This is a genomic window from Lacihabitans soyangensis (assembly GCF_024343775.1).
Taxonomy (GTDB): domain Bacteria; phylum Bacteroidota; class Bacteroidia; order Cytophagales; family Spirosomataceae; genus Leadbetterella; species Leadbetterella soyangensis.
Window position 1 is genome coordinate 14,653 of record NZ_RJUF01000176.1, and the last position, 17,632, is coordinate 32,284.

A 17,632-nucleotide genomic window follows, 5' to 3' on the forward strand; every position below is an offset into this window, starting at 1 on the left:
TTTTAATAATAAATAACAAAGTACGCCACCAATAGCCACACTTCGAGACTTTTCGGTCGTAATTTCACTCAGACTATATTCTGAATTTTATTGTGCAAGGATGCATTTTACAAATATTCTGCAACCAATCAACCAATAACGAATTAACCAATAACCAGTTTACCAGTAACCAATCCTTCAATTCTCCGTCTGTCCAGTGGCACCGTCATAAACAGACTTAATGTTGGCCATTTCTTTGATTAAGAAAGACTGCAGTTCTTCGTTGAAAATAGCTTTATCGGCATCTTCCAAGCTATTGTAGTAATCTTTAAGCTCTTTGTTTATGGCTAACTTTTCGGTTTCAGAACTAGCGTTCATGGCCCTAACGTGATATTTTTTAAAATCGAACTTCCCCATCTTATAGTGACTTAATTGTACTTCCGGTCTTATTTACGCAAAACGCTAGCGTTTCGCCCATCCTAATTGCCAAATTTTTATTCTCGTGTCCAAAACCGAAACCGAATGCAATTGGATAATTCGTACCTTCGGTAAGTTCTAAAATAATTTCTTCGACATTCTTACCGAAAGGCTCGTCATTGTCTTTGCAATCTGAAAAATCTCCAATGACCAAACCAGCCAAATTGGATAATTTACCAGCTCTTTTCAACTGCAGCAGCATACGATCAAGGTTATAAAAATACTCCGATATATCCTCTAGGAAAAGTATTTTGCCATCATAAGTCAAGTCTGATTTTGAACCAATACTATGTGCCATCAGAGCCAAATTCCCTCCAATAGCTTCGCCCACTCCCTCTCCTTCTCTATTATATTCTTGAGAAATAAATGCATAGTCTATTTTGTCACCAAACAAAGCAGCACGAAGTGAATCATTTGACTCTTGGTGATAAGTCATCGTTTTAGCCATTACACCATGCAAAGACTGAAAACCCAAACCATTGACATGCAACAACATAGCTGTTAAATCAGAGAATCCACATATCCATTTCGGCTTAGTTTTGAATTTCTCAAAATTCAGGTAATCGATGATTTTGGAACAACCATAACCTCCTCGGGCAGAGAGTATAAGTTTAATAGATGGCTCATCCAAAAAACCTTGAAACTCAGAGGTTCGATTTTCTAGCGTATCGGCAAAACCGTGAAATTCATTTCCAACCGTTTTGCCAACAATAACTTCTAATCCCCAATTCTGAAGAATCTCTACCCCAATCTCTATTGATTTTCGTCCAAGTTTACTTGCTGGAGCGGTAATCGCTATTTTATCACCTTTTTTGAGATATGGAGGTGCCGCAAGCATGATGATCAGATGAATACAACGTCGTTGATGACTTGCTCGCCTATTTCGGAATTAAGCAGCTGAATGAGCTTGGTTTTAGCCAAAAGTAGCTCTTGGCTTAAAGGAGCGGAGTTTAGTCGAATAAACAAAACTCCGCTTTTGATGTAGATTTTTTCGGTACGATTCGCTATGCTAGCACCCATTATTTTCTCCCAATACGCTACCAAATACGTCTCATTAAACTTCGATTTGAGGTTATAGACTTTCAAGAAAGACTCAAAAGCGTCTTTCATGGGTATCGATTTGGTATTTCGGGCAGAGTAAGACATTATTTCTTTTTAGCTATCGCCGATTTTTCAAAAGTCAATTTCGCTCCACCACCCGCTGAAATAGTAACTGTAGTTTCGTCTGTAGACATTACTTTTCCGTGCAATCCACCTGCGGTAACTACATCGTCACCAGCCTTGAGAGCATCTACCATTTTTTGTTGTTCTTTTTGCTTTTTTTGCTGAGGTCTGATCATAAAAAAATACATCACCACAAACATACCCACCATCATGAGTAAAAAGCCCATATTACCGCCGGCTTGCAAAATCGTCATTATTCTTCGTTTTTATTTACTATTACATCAAAACTAACTACTTCTGAGCCATTAACAGCGTTAGAAGTAACCGTTACATATTTTTTATTTATTCCAACTTTTCCTGCACTATTGAATTCAACTTTGATTTCGCCAGTTTTACCTGCACCTATTGGTTTCTCAGGTTTTTCGGCAACCGTACATCCGCAAGTAACATCCACACTTACGATATTCAGGGGCATAGAACCCACGTTTTTAAATTTAAAAACTGTACTCACCACCTCGCCTTCTTTGATTTCGCCGAAGTCATGATTTGGATTTTCGAACTCAATTTTTGCAGAGTCGCTTTGCGATTCTCCAGCTGCCGAATCAGAGTTAAATGTGAAATTGCATTGCCAAAAACTCAATGCTATGAAAAGAACTAGAACAGACGCAAATGCTTTTTTCATTATGCCTTTGATTTTATTTGGTTCATCAAATTCTCTACATCTTCCAAAAGCCTTTCTGCCTTTTGACGTGCCTCGTTTACCACTTTTTGCCCTTCAGCTTTGGCTTCACTGCTACCACCCGACATTTCGGTGGCTACTTCATCTCCCCTTTCTATAAGGTCGGCTATAAATGCCTCTAATTGACCGCGATATTGCGAAAGTTTAGATGCCAGTTTGTCTCGGGTAACTTCGCCTTTGTCTGGTGCATACAATATTCCTATGGCTGTACCTGCGGCTAAACCCGCTAAAAATGCTATGAATGATTTAGATGAACTACTCATGATTGAAAATTTTCTTAAAATTATTCTAAAATTAAAAACTAGACAAACACTTTCAATTTTTATTTGTTGTCCAGCATTCCTCGACCTGTTTTCTTAATTAGGCCACGTGAAGTTAGGTCTTTATTTACCGAATCCAAAATACCATTTATAAATTGTCCGCTCTTGGCTGAACTGTAGTTTTTCGAAATCTCGATGATTTCGTTTATAGTTACCTTTACCGGAATACTTGGAAAGTGCATCAGCTCACATACAGCCATTTTTAGCAAAACACGGTCTGTTTCTATGATTCTTTCAATTTCCCAATTTTTGAGGAATGGTACTAAAATACTCAAGATTTCTTTTTCCTCACTAACTGTAAGTTTGAAGAAAGACTTCAAAAACTCTTTGCTTTCTTCCCACACTTCGTCTAGCTTTTCTACCACAATGCCCTCCGTTTCAACAAAATCGTTGATAGAGTGGAATAACATGGTTCTAAGAATTTCTTTGTCTTCTACCCAGAAAATACTCATTTTCTCAAAAAACTCAGAGCATACTTCGTGCTTCAAGAAAATGTTTTTGATGATGTATTTTACTATAGCAAGATCGTCTTCAGTAGTACGGTTGACGATGGCTTCGTATTCTTCAAGGTGGGCATTTCCTTTTAATGCCTCATTATAAACTCTATTAATGAATATTCGCTCATTTTCCCAATTGATAGATCTTTTGAGTGACAAATGCTCTAAATCTTTGGAATTTCTGATGGCCAGAATGACCTTGTTGGTAGCGAGCTTCCCAGTCCCTTCGAATTTGTGACCGATTTCTGAAAGAAGATTTAAAAGATAAAGGTAAATATCGTACACCTTTTCAGCGTCTAAAACACTCTGAATGGCATAAAAATCAAAATCTTTCTTGTTTTTGAGTTTAAGATATTCGCGGGCTTTGCCCAATACGCTTTTGACTTCAGCTGGAAGGGTTTCGTCAGAAGGAAAAACTCCAGCGTTTACTTCATCTGAGAACAGCGACTGTGTGAGTTTTAGCAAACCAGTGAGTTTGTTTCTGTCTTGTTTTTCCATGGAATTCAAGTCAGGAGCAAAAGACTCAGCAATAACATCTTGAGCCAGCTGGAAGTTTGCACCTTTTGATTTTTCAAAAGCATACAAAGTTTGCATTACCCTGATTCGAATTAGTCGACGATTAAGCATATTGATTCAAAGAACTTTTCATTTCGGGTACAAAGATAAAAAAAAGATGCCTATTTTTATGATTTTAAACAAATTCTGAAAGAAGAATCTTGAATTTTTTATTACCATTTTTTCGTAAATATCAGATAAATAAATATTTACAAACCCTACATTATGATAAAAAACATTTTGTTGACTTTTGTGATCGAGCCAAAACGCCAAGTATTGACTTTGTTATTGGTGATTTTAAGCCAGGTCGTTTTTGCACAGAAGAAAATCTCAAAGCAGGAACTCACCGAAGATTTTGTCCAACTCAAAGGTCAACTAGAAAAATTACATCTTGGCCTTTACTATTACGAAACTAAGGAAGATTTTGAAAAAAGGTACGCTGAAACCATCGACAACTTTCCAGATTCCTTAACTATTACAGAAGCTTATTTGGCTTTAAACAGCTTTGTGGGTGGCCTCCAAGACCTTCATACAAGTGTACTTTTTCCAAAAAACTATTTCCCAAAAGATAAAAACAAAGCCCTTCCGATGGTTATTCGTAAAAAAGGAGATAAGTTTTACATACATTTGAATGGATCAACAGATTCAACCATTCTAAGAGGCGAAGAAATAATTTCAGTCGATAAAATCCCAGTAAAGGAGACCTTTGAAAAATCGAAAGGGTTATTCGGAACTGATAAAGCCAACCAAAACAGCAAGAATTTTTATGCAGAAAGGTATTTTGCCCGAAACACCAATATACTATATGGTATAAAAGACAGTATGTTGCTCGAACTGAAAAACACAAAAAAAGACAGCATCTATTTCAGAAAAATCTCAACCGAACTTACCAAAAATTCGAATAAGATTTTAGCCAAAAGATACAAAAATATAAACCGTAAAAACCTGAATTTCAAAATTGTGGATAGTCTGAATCATGTTGCGGTGATGGATGTTGTAAGTTTCTCAGAAAAAGGAAACAAACTTGATTTCCACCAATTAAGATTCAATAAACTGGTAAAGAAAAACTTCAAAGCCATAGAAGAAAACAACATCAAACATCTCATAGTGGACTTCCGATTCAATGGCGGCGGATTACTTACCAACACCAAAAGAATCACCAAATATGTGGCTACCAATCCTTTTGTGGCCACAGACAGTGTTAGAATTTCAAAATCAGGATTTAATAAACTTTTCCCGCCCTACCTTCTTCCTAATTACATTATTGGAAGAATGATTTTTAAAAAGCAAGTTGATGGGAGCTTCCTCAGAACTCCTAACCGATCAAACAAACCAAGTAAAAAGCATCATTACGATGGAAATTTATACGTTTTGATGGATGGAGGGTCATATTCTGCCACCACATTAACCATCGGACTTTGGAAAGACATGAATAGAGCAACATTTGTGGGCAACACCGTTGGCGGAGCCAATTGGGGGAGCTTTGCGGGACAATGGAAGGATTTAAAGCTTAATAATTCAAAATTCAAGGTGCATATTCCTCTAATGAAGTTAGTTCATGGACATCCAAACAAAACAAACAAGACGTTTTTTGTGGAACCAGACTATTATGTTGATCAATCTTTTGAGGATTTCATCCGCCGCAAAGATTCGCCTATGGATTTTGTTCTTGATTTAATTAAAAATAAATGAGAAAACTCATATCTAGCGGCCTAACAATTGATTAATTTTGCAGCCAAATAGATATACTCCAAAACCGATGCGGGAAATCAAAAACCTCATTTTGAAAGACATCATACTCGAATGGCGGCAAAAGTACGCTTTCAACGGCATGGTGCTTTATGTGGTTTCTACGGTTTTTATGTGCTATATCAGCTTTAAACTCAAAACCAACTCCATAGAAGCCATCACTTGGAACACGCTTTTCTGGATTATCATACTGTTTTCGGCCGTCAATTCAATCACCAAAAGTTTTATTCAAGAAAAAGCAGGAAGGCAACTATATTATTACCAACTAGCCAAACCGAGTTCTATAATCTTGGCCAAAATCATCTATAATTTTCTACTGATGATCTTCTTGGGGTTTTTAGGATTTTTTATTTACTCGGTTTTTATGGGAAACAAAGCCGAAAATCTATGGTTATATTTATTGTCATTGGTTTTGGGAGCCTTAGGTTTTAGTGCCAGCTTAACTTTGGTGGCGGGTATTGCCTCCAAATCAGATAACACGGCTGGCCTTATGGCAGTTTTGAGTTTTCCCATACTATTGCCCATACTGAGCATGCTTATAAAACTCTCCAAAAATGCCATGGATGGTTTGGCTTTTAGCTCAAGTTATGACGAAATAATGGTCATTTCAGGAATTGATTTAATAGTTATTGCGTTAAGTTATATGTTATTTCCATTTCTTTGGAAAAGTTAAAAATATGAGAAAAATCTGGTGGAAATTTTTGGCCTCAGGCCTTTTGTTGTATACGGTAATTTTTGGATTGATTGGCGATGTACCGAGGCAACCCATTCTAAACGAGACCATTAGAAACGTCTACTTCCATGTACCCATGTGGTTTGGCATGATGGCATTGATGATTTCATCTCTCACCTACTCCATAAAATACCTAAGACAAGGTCAAACTCAAGACGATGTTTATGCGGTTGAATTTGCAAATGTAGCGATAGTTTTCGGTGTACTTGGATTCATAACAGGTTCACTGTGGGGAAATTATACTTGGGGCGACCCACTTCCTAAAGACCCAAAAATCATTGCGGTAGAAGTTGGTTTGCTGATTTACTCAGCCTATTTTGTTTTGAGAGGTTCTTTTGAAGACGAACAAAAGAAGGCTCGACTTTCGGCAGTGTACAATATTTTTGCTTTTGCCTCTTTTATGCCTTTGGTATGGATTTTACCAAGACTTACCGACTCGCTTCACCCAGGGAATGGAGGTAACCCGGCCTTTGGTAAATACGACATGGACAGCAATATGCGGATGGTATTTTATCCTGCTATATTGGCTTGGATTCTTGTTGGTGTTTGGATAGCCTCGTTAAGAATTAGAATAAAACTTTTGAATAATCATTTACAAGAAAATATATGAGTTTATTGAATTTACAGGATGTAGAAATGGCCGATGCCTTCAGAGCAGATGGCAAGATATATGTAGTGGTAGCGGTAATTTCGGTGGTGGTTTTAGGGCTAATTGCTTACTTATTCAGTATGGATAAGAAAGTGAGTAAGCTAGAAAAAGAAATAAAAAAATAGTTGTAAAAGAAGTATAACTTCAATAATCAAAATGAAAAAAACACATATCATCGCTCTGGTAGTTATAGCCATAGCCATCACGATGATTATCTCAACAATAGGCGACGCTAGTACTTATGCTTCCTTCAAAGAAGCGAAAGAAATGGCCAACAACGGTGATAAAGGCTCCATTCACGTGGTTGGAGAACTCATAAAAGGTGCAGATGGTAAGCCATTGGGTATGAAATACGAACCTTCTGTGGATCCCAACCACTTTGAATTTATGATGACAGACTCCCTGAACAATCACAACTTGGTGGTTTACAAGCAACCAAAACCACAAGACATGGATAAGTCAGAGAAAGTGGTAGTAGTGGGACATATGGACCTAGAAAAGAACTGTTTTGAGGCTGAGCAAATATTGCTCAAATGTCCATCGAAATACAACAACGGCGAATTGAAAGTCGAAAGTGAATGATTGCCACCGAGTCGAGTTTACATATTGATGTTTTTTTGAACAGTTGTGTAGAGCAAAAAATCCCTTTTGCACTCTACAAACTGCCTAATACTGCACAATCCAAACTCATCGTTAGCTTCGAGAAGACAGAAGTTAGAAAAAAAATAGACTTTGACGAATGTGGCTCCGGCTTTGTCATGGCTCCTTACCACAAAGAAAACGAACTACCTTATTTCTACAAAAATGACTTTGAAGTTGATTTTGAAGATATTACAGAAATAGAAGTACCCGAAGACCTCCGAGATCTTCTTGGAATATCAAAAACCAACTTAGCAGATAAATTCTCGCTAAAACTCAAAAGTGAAAATACTAACAGCGATAGTCACAAAAGAAATGTTGAGGAAGTCATAAACAGTATTCAAAAGGGTGAAGCTAAAAAGGTGGTTCTCTCAAGAACCAAACACTTAGGAGAAATTACCGAAAATAACTTTTTCAGAGGCTTTCAAAACCTTTCAAAGTCTAACCCAACCGGCTTTGTATCATTGGTAAATGTGCCTTGGAAAAACCAAGTTTGGTTAGGTGCTTCACCAGAAATTTTGGTTTCCCAAGACGAAAATGGAATGTTCAAAACGGTTTCACTAGCAGGCACTCAGTCGGCTTTTGACAAAGACGGAAATGAAATTAGACCCATCGATGCTCTGTGGTCGCACAAAGAAATAGAAGAACAGGCCTTTGTTGGACGCTATATTATCAACTGCCTCAAAAAAATAAGGGTGAGAGAATTTCTCGAAGAAGGCCCCAAAACCATAAAAGCTGGCAACTTGCTACACCTCAATACCAGCTACACCATAGACACCAAAGAGATTAACTTTGGCAACCTCAGCTCAGTTATGCTCAACCTTCTCCACCCTACTCCCGCCGTATGTGGTATGCCCAAAGATGCTGCTGAAGCAATAATTGATAGAATTGAAGACTACGACAGAGAATTTTACAGCGGCTATTTGGGCCCAGTTAATATCCAAAATCGCAGCCAACTATTTGTAAATATCCGTACAATGAAAATAGAAAACGGGCAAGTTTTTGCCTTTGCAGGTGGTGGAATAACTGAAGATTCTGACCCTGAAAAAGAGTGGAATGAAACTGAAATAAAACTGCAAACTATCCTCAAATCTTTCTCTTAGGCGATATCATTTATCCAAAATCTGGTGTTTTTTTTGTTACTTTCTTTAAAATAAAATGTCTAAATATAGACGAAAAATTAATTTTGATAAACACCTAATAATCAACAATTTAAAGTTTTTGTCAGAATATTTTCTATGAATATACTTGATTTATCGGAATAAACATAATAGCTTTAAGAAAGAGAAAAGTATTTTTTGGCATGATTAATGATATACCCTAAAAAATATTCCTAATAAATCGTTGAGAAAACTCTATTAAAATGCAAAAATTAGCTCTAAGTCAATCACTCCAGCAGAGGCTATCACCTCAACAAATACAATTCATAAAACTGCTTCAGATTCCAACTGCTGAACTGAATCAACGGATTGAGGAAGAACTGGAGATTAATCCAGCCTTGGAAGAAGGTATGGAGCTACAAGAGCGAAGTCAAGATGACGACATTTATGGAGAAACATCTGGCTCATCTGACGATGAATATAACAATGATTTCAATGAATATGATAGCCTAGATACCTATAATCTCAATGAACTCAATGTAAAGGAATATATCAATCAAGACGAATACTCAGGATACAAAATGGCCAGCGATGGCTGGGGTGAGGAGGAAAAAGACACTATGCCGGTTATAGCCATGGATTCTTTGGCCGAATCTCTTCTACAACAACTGGGTTTTTTAAGATTGAACGAACGCGAAACTCAAATTGGTCATCAACTGATTGGTTCTATTGAAGACGACGGCTACCTCAGAAGACCGATTAGATCTATCTGTAACGATTTGGCATTTGGTCAAAATGTTTACTGTTCTGAGGACGAAGTAATATCAATTCTGAAGAAAATTCAGAAGTTCGAACCAGCGGGGATTGGTGCGAGGGATTTGCAAGAATGCTTGATTTTACAATTAGAAAAAAACAGAAATTCCTTAGAAAACAACATAGCTCTTACTATTCTTGAAGATCACTTTGAAGAGTTTACTAAAAAACACTTCGATAAAATACAAAGAAAGCTAAACATTGAAGACGAAACACTCAAAAAAGCTTTGAGTCTTATCACACGTTTGAATCCAAAACCAGGAAATATGGGGTCCTCGGAGAATAACGTAGCGTACTTGATGGCCGATTTCATTGTTTCATCGGTCAATGGAAAGTTAGAAATTGTTCTGAACTCGAAAAATGCTCCTCAGCTAAGGGTGAGCAGGTCATTTTCGGAAATGCTCGATACTTATGACAAAAGCGATAAACAAAATCGCCACATCAAAGAAACGGTTAGTTTTGTAAAACAAAAACTCGATGCCGCCAAATGGTTTATAGATGCCATCAAACAAAGGCAACAAACGCTTCTGAAAACAATGGAAGCCATTGTAGTCTACCAACAAGAGTTTTTCAACGAAGGTGACGAAAACAAACTTAAACCAATGATTCTCAAAGACATAGCAGAGAGAATTGATATGGACATTTCTACCGTTTCGAGGGTTGCCAATAGCAAATCTGTTCAAACCGACTTTGGTATTTATCCTCTTAAATATTTCTTCTCAGAGGGTATTGCAACAGACAATGGTGAAGAAGCCTCAAGCCGTGAAGTGAAGAACATCCTGAAAGAATTGATAGAGAGCGAACCAAAACACTCCCCACTTTCTGATGATAAATTAGAGAAACTTCTTAAAAAACGTGGATATAACATTGCCCGTAGAACGGTAGCTAAGTATAGAGAACAGTTAGCGATTCCGGTAGCTAGGCTGAGAAAAGAAATGTAAAAAATCAAAGAATACATTAACCATAGGAAAAATCCTGTTCACACCGAACAGGATTTTTTGTTTTTCAAAGTCATTTTTTACGCCTCAATCGCTTTTAAAACCTTATATTTGTAGAGTATTTCCAAGTAAAAAACCAATCGCTGAAAACCAAGTGCCGTTAAAATTCTCAAAGTTTCTTTCCTATGCATTGCACCCGGTATTTATGCCTACCTACTTGGTTTTAATACTTAAAGCATTTGCTCCGTTGTCGCTGTTTTACAGTTTTTTTACCTTAAAAAGCTTTGCCGTATTTATCTCTATCATTTTCCTATACACGGCGGTTTTCCCAATCCTATTGGTTTTTTGGTTAAATAAGACCAAATCTGTTTCAAACATTGAAATATCCAATACCAAAGAAAGACCAAAAGTTTACCTCATTACATCCGGTTTTTTCATTTCACTGGGCTATTTCTTCTACTCAAAAGGCGGACTTTTAGAACCCACCTCATTTTTGATTGCCATTATGGTTGTCAATATTTTGGGTTTGGCGGTATTTTCAATAAGAGAAAAAATAAGTGCACATGCATCGGCTCTGGCATGCATCCTTGCCGTTACAGCAACCGTATATATCAAATTCGTGGAACAAAACCTTTATTTACCCATACTAGGATTAATCTTGCTACTTGGAATACTCTCCTCTTCTAGACTAATTTTAGGAGCTCATACACTCAAGCAGGTCATTCTCGGCATTGTTTGGGGAGTTTTTACGGGAGTTTTGGGAACGATTTACCTTTTATAAATTTATGAAAATCAAAATAGGAACAAGAGGAAGTCTATTGGCACTTTGGCAGGCTGATTACATACAATCAAAGCTAGAAAATGCAGGAATAGACACTGAAATTGTAATTATAGAAACCAAAGGCGACAAAATTCTGGATAGAGCTTTGTCAAAAATTGGCAGCAAAGGTGTTTTTACCGAAGAATTAGAAGAACAACTTCATAGCGGAGCCATAGACATTGCAGTTCATAGTGCCAAGGATTTGCAATCTGAATTAGATGAATCTCTTTCAATTATAGCATTTACTGAAAGAGAAAAAATCAATGACGTGCTGGTAAGTCATAAAGAGATTGACATTAAAAAAGAATTGGTCGTTGGTACATCTTCTACACGCCGAGTAGCCATGCTCAGGGCTTATTTTCCGCATTTTAAGATTGTGGACATGAGAGGAAACCTCCAGACGAGAATCAAAAAAATGGAAGATGGGGCTTGTGATGCTATTTTACTAGCATTTGCGGGTGTTAACAGAATGAAATACAACGATTTAATTCGACATGAGTTTGATAATGAGCAGTTTGTACCACCAGTAGGACAGGGAACGGTTGCTATAGAAATTTCGACAAAGTTAGCAGAAGTTAAAGCTTCAAAAATAAGAGAAATATGCAATGATCCGGAAACGGAGCAATGCCTATTGGCAGAACGGGCTTATTTAAGAGAACTCAAAGGTGGATGCTCGATCCCTGTTTTTGGAAATGGTGTATTGGTTGAAAATAAAGTTCATTTTACGGCTGGAATAATCTCTTTGGATGGTCAAAAAATAATAAAAGTTAAAGAAACACAAAAAAACGAGTCTCCAGAAGAGCTTGGCATAAAATTGGCAAATAGAATATTATCCGAAGGCGGAAAAGAAATTTTAGAAAAAATCAAAGCCCAATTGTAATTATAATGAAAAAGTATTTTATAGTATTCACTATTCTAGTTGCTTACCTACAAGCCAATGCCCAAAAGAAAGATTATGTATTAACGCTGAAAACCTCCAAAGGAGAGGCTCACATGCTGCTTTACGACGAAACACCACTTCACAAAGCCAACTTTCTGAAACTTGTCAAAGAACACTACTACGACAGTCTTCTTTTTCATAGAGTTATAGAAAAATTCATGATTCAGGGAGGAGATCCGACGTCAAAAAATGCTAAAGCCGGAGCAAGACTAGGTTCGGGCGGCGGTAATTTAGAGAAAATCCCTTTTGAATTTACTCCACTGAGAGTTCATAAAAAAGGAGCATTGGCTGCGGCCAGTAACGGAAATCCAGAAAAAATGTCAAACCCAGTTCAATTTTATATTGTACAAGGAAGAAAGTTATCTGATGAAGAAGTTTCAAAAGTTGAAAAAACGAATGACATCAAATACACCAATAAGCAACGTGCCGATTACATAAGTGTAGGCGGTTACCCCTCTTTAGATAACAAATACACAGTTTTCGGAGAAGTTGTGGACAACTTCAAACTTATAGATGACATTGCATCGGTTGAAAAAGACGAATTTAACCGACCTTTAGAAGATGTAAAAATGGTAATAACAGCCAAAAAGGTCAGAAAAAAGAAAATCACAAGACTTTATGGATTCCAATACGAAAAAAAGAAGTGATTTTTTGAAGAAAATATAAAATTTTAAGCCCTATTTTGCAGTCAAAATAGGGCTTTCTTTTTTGAGAGCAGCATACATAAATGAAAAAAATACTAGTAACGGGTTCAAACGGACTTTTGGGTCAAAAATTAATTGAGAAACTTTCAAAAGCTGAAAATGTAGAAGTGGTAGCAACCGCAAGGGGCGAGAACCGCTTACCTTTTGCTGAAAATTATAAATTCGTTAGTCTCGATATTACAAAAAAAGAAGAAGTAGAAACGGTATTTGAGGTTGAAAAGCCTGATGTGGTCATTCACACGGCAGCGATGACCAACGTTGACCAATGCGAAACCGAAAAAGTTGCTTGCTGGGATTTGAACGTAAAGGCCGTTGAATATTTACTTGAAGCATCCAAAAAGCACAACTCGTTCTTCGTTCACCTTTCAACAGACTTTATTTTTGATGGTAAAGAAGGTCCTTATGATGAAAAAGCCGAAGCCAATCCACTTAGTTTCTATGGCTGGAGCAAATACGCCGCCGAAAAATTAGTTATAAATTCTGATGTCAAATGGGCCATTGCACGAACAGTTTTGGTTTATGGAATCGCCCATGACATGAGCCGTACGAATATCATTCTTTGGGTCAAAAACTCACTTGAACAAGGCAAAAGTATCAATGTGGTAAATGACCAATGGAGAACCCCGACTCTGGCCGAAGATTTGGCAGACGGTTGTATTCTTATTGCCCAAAAAGAAGCCGAGGGGATATTTAACATATCAGGAAAAGATCTTTTGAATCCTTTCCAAATGGCGATTATGACTGCTGATTATTTTAATTTGGACAAAACATTGATAACAGAAGTTGACGGAACAAAATTTACCCAACCAGCCAAAAGACCTGCCAAAACGGGTTTTATTTTGGATAAACCCATTGAAGTTTTAGGGTACAATCCAAAGACTTTCCAAGAAGGAATTGCTTTTGTGGCTGAGCAGATTGGGAAATAAATTTGCTGTTGCAAGTCAACATTGGCTATAAAAAACTAAACCCATTTAAACCTCAAAAAAACCTATGCTGTTGAGATTATCATTTTTCTTAATAATATTTTCTACCTCATTTGCCACAGCACAAACCGTAATAGACAGCGTACTTTCACTGACATTTCCCGGAAACGTTGAAAAATTCGAAAAGACAGAAGATAATATGACTGTCAAAGGATTTTATTTTAATACGGAACTTGAGTCTTTTGTTGTTCTCAGACTTTCCTTATTAGAGGATACAGGTGAAACCTCTCCCACAAATAATTTACAACTAGATGAAATTTATAAACAACAGATTAAAGCCTTAAACAAATCAATGCTCAGGAAGAGTTTTCTTTTTAAAGACTCCTCTAAAATTACTTTAAAAAATAGAGTTGCTTACAATCTGAAATATAATGTAGTAAACACAGAAGAGGTAGGTGCTGAAAGTATATTGATTTTCATTAATGGCGTGCATTATGTCATAACTTATTCAAAAGTAAGTGAATTCAATGAAGCGAATAAAATAAAATTCTTCAAATCTATTGAAATAAACGAAGCCTACGCCACAAATCAAATTGAACCTAACAAAAAAAATTACTTTAAAATCATAAAATACAGTATTTACATCTTAATGATTTTAGCTCTTGTCATATACCAAATCAAGGCAACAAAAAATAAATCAAAATTTGGAATCAATTTAAAGACAAATTATTGCCCTATTTGCAATACAAGACAACCCAAAATTCGTTTTCCAAATAGCTTATCTCAAGCTCTGTTTGGAGGATCAAGTTGTCCAAATTGTAAATCCCATTTGGATAAATATGGAAATATAATTTCATGATTTAAGTAGACATTAAGATCAAATAAATTCTTTAAAAATAATCACTTCCCCTCCTTAATCAATTTCACACTAAACAATTCTTTGGATTGGGTATAAATGTAGGTCACTATAACCAAAGTCATAGCCCCACCAAAAATAACGGAAGGAACGGTTCCCAAAAGCTTTGCAGCAAGGCCCGACTCAAATGCCCCGAGTTCGTTTGAGGTACTTACGAAAACACCATTGACGGCACTAACACGCCCACGCATGTGGTCAGGCGGGAGAATCTGCAAAATGGTGGAACGCACTACCACACTTATACTATCAAAAGCTCCCGTAAAAAATAAAGCGAAACATGAAAGATAAAAATTGGTGGAAACCGCAAAAACCAGGGTTGCCACGCCGAAACCTGCGACAGCCAATAACATGTTTCTCCAAGCCTTATTGGTAGGTGGAAAATAAGCAGTTCCCAACATCACCAAAACAGCCCCGACCGCCGGAGCGGCTCTAAGAAAGCCTAAGCCTTCTGCACCTACATGCAAAATATCTTTCGCAAAAACTGGCAACATGGCTATTACTCCTCCAAAAAGCACTGAAAACATATCTAAAACTATGCTATACCACATAATTTTGTTTTTTTTTACAAAACCATATCCCTCTTTTAGGCTATCCATCAAATTGGCCTTTGTTTGATTCTTTATTTCTTTCTTGGAAATTTGAGCAGCCAATAAAACCGTCAAAATCAAAAATGCCAATACTACCCATAATGAGCTTATAAAACCCACAAAAGCATACAAAAAACCGCCTAAAACAGGTCCAGCAATACGGCCAATTTGCCAAAACTGTGCACTCCAAGAGGCGGAGTTTGAATAATGCTCTTCTTTCACCAAAAATGGCTTTAATGATGACCAAGATGGGCTGTAAAACCCTCTGGCGACACCAAAAATGAAGACTGAAACATAAATCACCCAAGGTTGATGCTCTTTATCAAGGCTCAAAAAAGAGTTTTCTGAAAGTCCAAAAATCAAAAGAAGTGTAACCAAACAAACTACAAAAAAACTCCATAAATAGATTTTCTTTCTGTCAAACTTATCGGCCACATATCCACCAAACAAAGCCAATGAAATAAACGGAATCGCCTCCGCCAAACCAACCAAACCTAATGAAAAAGGGTCGTGGGTGAGTTCATATAAATAATATGAAAGCACAATCTCTTGCATCAAAATGGCCAAAGTAAAGAACAACTGGGCAGAAACGAAATACCTAAAATCGGAATATCTAAGAGCAGCGTAAGGGTCAGTTTTTGACATAAATTTTATTTAATCTTTCAAGCAACTTCATGCAAATAAAACTCATCTTTAACATGTCGTTAATAAATAAACTTGATAACAGACAAAATAATTCTATCGGCAATAAAGTTTAATAGACTTAAAATCAAATAAAAATGAAATATCTACTCTTTTCCCTTACCCTTTTAGTTTTTACAAGCTGCGACAAAATTCTTTATGAAGACGGCGTACCACCACGTGGCTATGACACCAAAGACTTTGCATTGAGTTCCTTTGACAGAGTTGAGCTCAACAATGCTTTTTTTGTGACCATCGTGAAATCAACAGAATCAAAAGTTTCTGCTAAAGGCTCTGGTGACGACATCGACGACTTGGAGGTTACTGTTACCAACGGCAAATTAGACATCAGATACGACAAAAGAATCAGAATAAAACAACTCAAAAGATACAAAATGGAGTTGGTCGTTTACACTCCAAATATCACCGAAATAGATGCTAAATCGGCTTCAGATACGGAAATTTCTGGCTTTGGTACTTTCAACAGCTTTATTGCAAGTGTTTCGGGTGCTTCTACACTTCGACTTAATAATACTGTAAAATCTCTCACAGCTAACATCAGCGGAGCATCAAAAATAAGATTGCCTTTGAAGGTCGAAAATATTGATGCCGAAATTTCTGGAGCATCTACGCTGGATGGGTTTGATGCCAATAGCACCGAAGTATTTCTCGAATTATCTGGAGCTAGCAAAGCCGAAGTAAGTGCTTCAAAAACACTAAGCGTAAAAGCCAGCGGTGCCAGCAAAGTTTTCTACAAAGGAGAGCCAAAAATTACCGAGGATTTATCAGGTGGAAGTAAGGTGAGTAAGGAGTAAGTAATCTCATTTAATAGGTATTCAAAAAGGGCTTTTGCCCTTTTTTTTGTTTTAAACTAAATTGATCAAATTATCTTCATTATATATTCTTGCCAATCTAAAGAAAGATAAATAGCACGTAAAGAACTTAGTATAACTAATTCCAACCTCAATCTAAATCACAATAACTTTTTTTGTCAGCTTGCATATGTAGTTTTCCCCATTGGTACATACTGTCAATAATTGGTAAAATACTAGAGCCATAGGGCGTAATTTTATATTCAACCCTCGGAGGAATTTCGGCATAAATAATTCTTTCAATTATTCCATCAGACTCTAATTCTCTTAGTTGATTCGTCAATGTTTGCTTACTTATTTCGGTGATATTTTTCAACAATAAACTGTACCTATTTCTGTCTGTTCGAATCATGTGAATAATGCTTGGTTTCCATTTTCCACCAATAATATTCATGCAATATACCACGGGGCAATTTCCTGGGGTAAAGTCTTTTGTCTTCCTAATATTAGAGTTTTCCATTGGTCTAAAATTTTAGCCTATACACAATAATAGTGTCAATATAGATAGAATAGACAAAGGTAATACTTTTGTAGAATTAAATTTAAATTCAAAAAAATGAAAAGAATTACCGTATTAATAACAATGCACTTTGACAATTCGAAAGGAAATTTTGAAGAATTAAGACAAAAAGAAATGGCTCATATCAAAAGTTGGAAAGAAGAAGATATTTTGGAGAATTTCTACATTAAATCTGAAAAAGATGGAGCCAAACTAATTTTCAAAAATATTGAGATGGAGCAAATCGTAAAAAATATTGAAAACCTTCCACTTTTCCCTTACATGGAAAAAGTAGAATATCTAAATTATGATAAAGTATTCTAAATCGATAAAAAAAA

23 protein-coding genes are annotated in these 17,632 nt (G+C 36.5%); 14 read left to right on the plus strand and 9 right to left on the minus strand.

Annotation, left to right across the window (positions count from 1 at the left end; translation table 11 throughout):
• Positions 1 to 177: 177 nt before the first annotated feature.
• From EGI31_RS17395 to nusB, 7 genes are read right to left on the minus strand one after another with little or no spacing between them, the layout of a single operon-like run.
• The gene (locus EGI31_RS17395; protein WP_255038429.1) at positions 178 to 396 is read right to left on the minus strand and encodes a hypothetical protein; all 219 of its coding nucleotides are present in this window, start codon (positions 394 to 396) and stop codon (positions 178 to 180) included.
• A gap of 1 nt (position 397) precedes the next feature.
• Positions 398 to 1,294 (minus strand): S66 peptidase family protein, encoded by an 897-nt coding sequence (locus EGI31_RS17400; protein ID WP_255038430.1) that lies wholly within the window; start codon positions 1,292 to 1,294, stop codon positions 398 to 400.
• A gap of 5 nt (positions 1,295 to 1,299) precedes the next feature.
• Entirely contained in the window at positions 1,300 to 1,602 is a 303-nt protein-coding gene (locus EGI31_RS17405) for a DciA family protein (protein ID WP_255038431.1), read from the minus strand.
• Entirely contained in the window at positions 1,602 to 1,874 is a 273-nt protein-coding gene (gene yajC, locus EGI31_RS17410; protein WP_255038432.1) for a preprotein translocase subunit YajC, read from the minus strand. Before yajC ends, EGI31_RS17405 begins: the two co-directional genes overlap by 1 nt.
• Positions 1,874 to 2,302: a DUF1573 domain-containing protein gene (locus tag EGI31_RS17415; RefSeq protein ID WP_255038433.1), complete on the minus strand. Its 429-nt coding sequence runs from the start codon at positions 2,300 to 2,302 to the stop codon at positions 1,874 to 1,876. The genes yajC and EGI31_RS17415 overlap by 1 nt, the downstream gene beginning before the upstream one ends.
• Positions 2,302 to 2,622, minus strand: coding sequence for a YtxH domain-containing protein (locus tag EGI31_RS17420; protein ID WP_255038434.1), 321 nt, complete (start codon positions 2,620 to 2,622; stop codon positions 2,302 to 2,304). The genes EGI31_RS17415 and EGI31_RS17420 overlap by 1 nt, the downstream gene beginning before the upstream one ends.
• A 59-nt stretch (positions 2,623 to 2,681) precedes the next feature.
• Entirely contained in the window at positions 2,682 to 3,770 is a 1,089-nt protein-coding gene (gene nusB, locus EGI31_RS17425; RefSeq protein ID WP_255038435.1) for a transcription antitermination factor NusB, read from the minus strand.
• A gap of 186 nt (positions 3,771 to 3,956) precedes the next feature.
• Between nusB and EGI31_RS17430 the strand changes: the two genes are divergently transcribed.
• The 12 genes from EGI31_RS17430 (at position 3,957) to EGI31_RS17485 (ending at position 14,598) form a co-directional block, all read left to right on the plus strand.
• A complete protein-coding gene (locus EGI31_RS17430; RefSeq protein WP_255038436.1) occupies positions 3,957 to 5,423 on the plus strand; it encodes a S41 family peptidase in 1,467 nt (488 codons plus the stop codon).
• A gap of 67 nt (positions 5,424 to 5,490) precedes the next feature.
• Positions 5,491 to 6,153, plus strand: coding sequence for a heme exporter protein CcmB (locus EGI31_RS17435; RefSeq protein ID WP_255038514.1), 663 nt, complete (start codon positions 5,491 to 5,493; stop codon positions 6,151 to 6,153).
• A 4-nt stretch (positions 6,154 to 6,157) separates the two neighbouring features.
• Positions 6,158 to 6,823, plus strand: a complete 666-nt coding sequence (gene ccsA / locus EGI31_RS17440) for a cytochrome c biogenesis protein CcsA (RefSeq protein ID WP_255038437.1) — start codon at positions 6,158 to 6,160, stop codon at positions 6,821 to 6,823.
• A complete protein-coding gene (locus EGI31_RS17445; protein WP_255038438.1) occupies positions 6,820 to 6,987 on the plus strand; it encodes a CcmD family protein in 168 nt (55 codons plus the stop codon). The genes ccsA and EGI31_RS17445 overlap by 4 nt, the downstream gene beginning before the upstream one ends.
• Before the next feature lie 31 nt (positions 6,988 to 7,018).
• Positions 7,019 to 7,444 (plus strand): cytochrome c maturation protein CcmE domain-containing protein, encoded by a 426-nt coding sequence (locus EGI31_RS17450; RefSeq protein WP_255038439.1) that lies wholly within the window; start codon positions 7,019 to 7,021, stop codon positions 7,442 to 7,444.
• Complete coding sequence (locus EGI31_RS17455; RefSeq protein ID WP_255038440.1) at positions 7,441 to 8,604, plus strand: chorismate-binding protein; 1,164 nt, start codon at positions 7,441 to 7,443, stop codon at positions 8,602 to 8,604. The genes EGI31_RS17450 and EGI31_RS17455 overlap by 4 nt, the downstream gene beginning before the upstream one ends.
• A gap of 260 nt (positions 8,605 to 8,864) precedes the next feature.
• Positions 8,865 to 10,355, plus strand: a complete 1,491-nt coding sequence (gene rpoN, locus EGI31_RS17460) for an RNA polymerase factor sigma-54 (RefSeq protein WP_255038441.1) — start codon at positions 8,865 to 8,867, stop codon at positions 10,353 to 10,355.
• 151 nt (positions 10,356 to 10,506) lie between these two features.
• Positions 10,507 to 11,133 carry a phosphatase PAP2 family protein gene (locus EGI31_RS17465; protein WP_255038442.1) on the plus strand — a complete coding sequence of 209 codons (627 nt, stop codon included), beginning with the start codon at positions 10,507 to 10,509 and terminating at the stop codon, positions 11,131 to 11,133.
• 4 nt (positions 11,134 to 11,137) lie between these two features.
• Entirely contained in the window at positions 11,138 to 12,052 is a 915-nt protein-coding gene (gene hemC / locus EGI31_RS17470) for a hydroxymethylbilane synthase (protein ID WP_255038443.1), read from the plus strand.
• A gap of 5 nt (positions 12,053 to 12,057) precedes the next feature.
• Positions 12,058 to 12,759 (plus strand): peptidylprolyl isomerase, encoded by a 702-nt coding sequence (locus tag EGI31_RS17475; protein WP_255038444.1) that lies wholly within the window; start codon positions 12,058 to 12,060, stop codon positions 12,757 to 12,759.
• Between the two features lie 80 nt (positions 12,760 to 12,839).
• Complete coding sequence (locus EGI31_RS17480; protein WP_255038445.1) at positions 12,840 to 13,742, plus strand: SDR family oxidoreductase; 903 nt, start codon at positions 12,840 to 12,842, stop codon at positions 13,740 to 13,742.
• A gap of 64 nt (positions 13,743 to 13,806) precedes the next feature.
• On the plus strand, positions 13,807 to 14,598 hold the full coding sequence (locus EGI31_RS17485; RefSeq protein WP_255038446.1) for a hypothetical protein: 792 nt from the start codon (positions 13,807 to 13,809) through the stop codon (positions 14,596 to 14,598).
• Positions 14,599 to 14,639: 41 nt separating this feature from the next.
• Here the strand turns inward: EGI31_RS17485 and EGI31_RS17490 are convergent, their stop codons facing one another.
• Positions 14,640 to 15,887: an MFS transporter gene (locus EGI31_RS17490; protein WP_255038447.1), complete on the minus strand. Its 1,248-nt coding sequence runs from the start codon at positions 15,885 to 15,887 to the stop codon at positions 14,640 to 14,642.
• A gap of 134 nt (positions 15,888 to 16,021) precedes the next feature.
• Between EGI31_RS17490 and EGI31_RS17495 the strand changes: the two genes are divergently transcribed.
• Entirely contained in the window at positions 16,022 to 16,738 is a 717-nt protein-coding gene (locus EGI31_RS17495) for a head GIN domain-containing protein (protein WP_255038448.1), read from the plus strand.
• A 148-nt stretch (positions 16,739 to 16,886) separates the two neighbouring features.
• On the opposite strand, the gene EGI31_RS17500 is transcribed toward EGI31_RS17495, so the two are convergent.
• Positions 16,887 to 17,255 carry a winged helix-turn-helix transcriptional regulator gene (locus EGI31_RS17500; RefSeq protein ID WP_255038449.1) on the minus strand — a complete coding sequence of 123 codons (369 nt, stop codon included), beginning with the start codon at positions 17,253 to 17,255 and terminating at the stop codon, positions 16,887 to 16,889.
• Between the two features lie 96 nt (positions 17,256 to 17,351).
• Here EGI31_RS17500 and EGI31_RS17505 point away from each other — a divergent pair, with 96 nt between their 5' ends.
• Positions 17,352 to 17,618: a hypothetical protein gene (locus EGI31_RS17505; RefSeq protein WP_255038450.1), complete on the plus strand. Its 267-nt coding sequence runs from the start codon at positions 17,352 to 17,354 to the stop codon at positions 17,616 to 17,618.
• Positions 17,619 to 17,632 lie beyond the last annotated feature (14 nt).

Excerpts from the sequence above, each read along its gene's own strand:
- EGI31_RS17395 (WP_255038429.1), bottom strand. The coding sequence starts at position 396 with ATGGGGAAGTTCGATTTTAAAAAATATCACGTTAGGGCCATGAACGCT.
- EGI31_RS17400 (WP_255038430.1), bottom strand. The coding sequence starts at position 1,294 with ATGCTTGCGGCACCTCCATATCTCAAAAAAGGTGATAAAATAGCGATT.
- EGI31_RS17405 (WP_255038431.1), bottom strand. The coding sequence starts at position 1,602 with ATGTCTTACTCTGCCCGAAATACCAAATCGATACCCATGAAAGACGCT.
- yajC (WP_255038432.1), bottom strand. The coding sequence starts at position 1,874 with ATGACGATTTTGCAAGCCGGCGGTAATATGGGCTTTTTACTCATGATG.
- EGI31_RS17415 (WP_255038433.1), bottom strand. The coding sequence starts at position 2,302 with ATGAAAAAAGCATTTGCGTCTGTTCTAGTTCTTTTCATAGCATTGAGT.
- EGI31_RS17420 (WP_255038434.1), bottom strand. The coding sequence starts at position 2,622 with ATGAGTAGTTCATCTAAATCATTCATAGCATTTTTAGCGGGTTTAGCC.
- nusB (WP_255038435.1), bottom strand. The coding sequence starts at position 3,770 with ATGCAAACTTTGTATGCTTTTGAAAAATCAAAAGGTGCAAACTTCCAG.
- EGI31_RS17430 (WP_255038436.1), top strand. The coding sequence starts at position 3,957 with ATGATAAAAAACATTTTGTTGACTTTTGTGATCGAGCCAAAACGCCAA.
- EGI31_RS17435 (WP_255038514.1), top strand. The coding sequence starts at position 5,491 with ATGCGGGAAATCAAAAACCTCATTTTGAAAGACATCATACTCGAATGG.
- ccsA (WP_255038437.1), top strand. The coding sequence starts at position 6,158 with ATGAGAAAAATCTGGTGGAAATTTTTGGCCTCAGGCCTTTTGTTGTAT.
- EGI31_RS17445 (WP_255038438.1), top strand. The coding sequence starts at position 6,820 with ATGAGTTTATTGAATTTACAGGATGTAGAAATGGCCGATGCCTTCAGA.
- EGI31_RS17450 (WP_255038439.1), top strand. The coding sequence starts at position 7,019 with ATGAAAAAAACACATATCATCGCTCTGGTAGTTATAGCCATAGCCATC.
- EGI31_RS17455 (WP_255038440.1), top strand. The coding sequence starts at position 7,441 with ATGATTGCCACCGAGTCGAGTTTACATATTGATGTTTTTTTGAACAGT.
- rpoN (WP_255038441.1), top strand. The coding sequence starts at position 8,865 with ATGCAAAAATTAGCTCTAAGTCAATCACTCCAGCAGAGGCTATCACCT.
- hemC (WP_255038443.1), top strand. The coding sequence starts at position 11,138 with ATGAAAATCAAAATAGGAACAAGAGGAAGTCTATTGGCACTTTGGCAG.
- EGI31_RS17475 (WP_255038444.1), top strand. The coding sequence starts at position 12,058 with ATGAAAAAGTATTTTATAGTATTCACTATTCTAGTTGCTTACCTACAA.
- EGI31_RS17480 (WP_255038445.1), top strand. The coding sequence starts at position 12,840 with ATGAAAAAAATACTAGTAACGGGTTCAAACGGACTTTTGGGTCAAAAA.
- EGI31_RS17485 (WP_255038446.1), top strand. The coding sequence starts at position 13,807 with ATGCTGTTGAGATTATCATTTTTCTTAATAATATTTTCTACCTCATTT.
- EGI31_RS17490 (WP_255038447.1), bottom strand. The coding sequence starts at position 15,887 with ATGTCAAAAACTGACCCTTACGCTGCTCTTAGATATTCCGATTTTAGG.
- EGI31_RS17495 (WP_255038448.1), top strand. The coding sequence starts at position 16,022 with ATGAAATATCTACTCTTTTCCCTTACCCTTTTAGTTTTTACAAGCTGC.
- EGI31_RS17500 (WP_255038449.1), bottom strand. The coding sequence starts at position 17,255 with ATGGAAAACTCTAATATTAGGAAGACAAAAGACTTTACCCCAGGAAAT.
- EGI31_RS17505 (WP_255038450.1), top strand. The coding sequence starts at position 17,352 with ATGAAAAGAATTACCGTATTAATAACAATGCACTTTGACAATTCGAAA.